The 1915-nt window shown below is 63.3% G+C and carries 2 protein-coding genes; both read right to left on the reverse strand.

All coding sequences use genetic code 11. The features are described 5' to 3' along the window. Positions 1-42: 42 nt before the first annotated feature. Positions 43-993, reverse strand: coding sequence for a LysR substrate-binding domain-containing protein (locus WCA53_RS21325; RefSeq protein WP_423915312.1), 951 nt, complete (start codon positions 991-993; stop codon positions 43-45). A 61-nt stretch (positions 994-1054) separates the two neighbouring features. Beyond that, positions 1055-1915: succinylglutamate desuccinylase (locus WCA53_RS21330; protein ID WP_423915314.1), on the reverse strand; the 861-nt coding region annotated here is incomplete at its 5' end.

Below are 1915 nucleotides of genomic sequence, written 5' to 3' on the forward strand. Positions count from 1 at the left end.
ATCGAGTCATGATGCTTTCCTGATTTAGATGAAATAAACGGGCTACATGGGTCTGTGAGCGTGCGAGAGTAGGGTGCTGACGCCGTGCGCACGCGGTGCGCGCGAGAATGAAATCAGCATGTCGACGAATTCCTGCGCGACGGTGGTCAGCGGCGACGTGCGCCGGTTGATCAGGCAGACATCGCGTGGATCGAATGCTTCGCGGATCGGAATCGTGATCAGCGACGGCGAGAACAGCGTGAAATCGGCCAGCATGCGCGGCTCGATGGTCAGGCAATCGGTTTCCGAAACAATGTGCAACGTTTCCAGCAGTGATTCCGCCGTGGTGACGATGCGCGGCGCCCCCAGCGCTTCTGCCTTGAACAGGCTGATCAAGCGGTTCTCCACGCCACCTACGACACCCGTGGGCTGCAGGCTCACCCAGTCGCAATTCACCAGTTCGCGAACCGAGGTGGCGTGCGCCAGCGGGTGGCCTTTACGCGCGATCACGCCGGCTTCTGAACGGTACAGGCGCTCGATCAGGAGGTCGGCGTCATTCACCTGCGGCGCCAGCGGGCACAGCGCGAAATCGAGCCGGCCGTCATGAATCTTCTCGATCAGCATCTTCGAATAGCCGCTCGACACATGTACGCGGACTTTCGGAAAACGGGCAATGAAACGCTTGAGGACCGGCATGATGAATTCGGCCAGCGGCTCGGAGGTCACGCCGAGTGCGATCTTTCCGTCGGGTTCGGCGCACTGTTGCTGCATGTCCTGGGTCGCGCGTTCGCAATTACGGATGATCGCATTCGCCTTGACCAGAAAACGCTCGCCCGGCTCCGTCACGCTGATGCCTTGATGCGAGCGGTTCAGCAAGGTCACGCCGAGTTCGAGTTCGAGACTCTGAATGGCCTGGGTCAACGTGCTTTGCGCCATGTCGAACGCACGCGCGGCCGCGCGGAAGCTGCCTTGCTCTACGACAGCACAGAACACTCTCAACTGGATCAGTGTCATGGGCGCGGGCAGGTGGGAGTGAAGGCGCGGAGCATGGGTCGGAATGGACGCGAGTGCCGGATCAGGCGCTCAGAAGCATGCCTTCGCGTTGCGCCACGACACCGCTCACACGGCCGAGTGGGTCGCCGGCGCGTACATAGCGGACGTCGCGGCGCATGTACAGCACACCCTGCGTGTGACTGTGCAAGGTGGTGCGCTCACCACTGGCGGTTTCGAGCACGTCGAATACCGGCTGGCCAATGGCCACCGTCTCACCGACCTGCACATGATGGATCAGAATGCCGGACGCAGGCGCGCGGAATTGCTCGCTGCCGGCGAGCGGCGTAGCGGGTCCCAGCAGCGCCGGCAACGGCGCGACGGCACCGTCGACGATCTGTTGATGCGTGAGGTACGCGATGATTGCACCGGCGTCCTGCTGCGCGAGTTCATACGACACGTCGCGCTGGCCACGATGTTCGACCGTCACGGCGATCGAGCCGTGTGGAATCGGGAAGTCACGGCCGAAGCGTTCGCGCAACTGCCACCAGGTGAAGCTGTGAGCTTCGTCGAATGAGCGGCCACCGGAATCGAGCGCCAGCAGCGAAGCGACTGCGCCGAGATAGCGCGCGAGCGGTTCGACCTGCGGCCAGATCGCCTCGCCGGTGTAGAGGTGCATGGCGGCTTCGCGCGAGCAATGCAGGTCGAGCACGATGTCGGCGTCGTGGGAGAGCAGCATCAGGTTGCGCTGCAACGCGTCGAACGTAGTCGACGTCTCGCGGCGCAGCAACGCGGCGCGCCACGCGCTGCGGATCAACGCGAGGTTCGCCGCGCTGTCCTGGGTCAGCTTGCCGTCGACGGCGGTAGCGATCTGGTCGGCGAGCATCGGATAATCGCGATTGAAATTGCGGCCGCTGGACAGCTCGAAACGGCCGATCGGCGTGCC

This window comes from Caballeronia sp. (assembly GCF_049581465.1).
Taxonomy (GTDB): domain Bacteria; phylum Pseudomonadota; class Gammaproteobacteria; order Burkholderiales; family Burkholderiaceae; genus Caballeronia.

Excerpts from the sequence above, each read along its gene's own strand:
- WCA53_RS21325 (WP_423915312.1), bottom strand. The coding sequence starts at position 993 with ATGACACTGATCCAGTTGAGAGTGTTCTGTGCTGTCGTAGAGCAAGGC.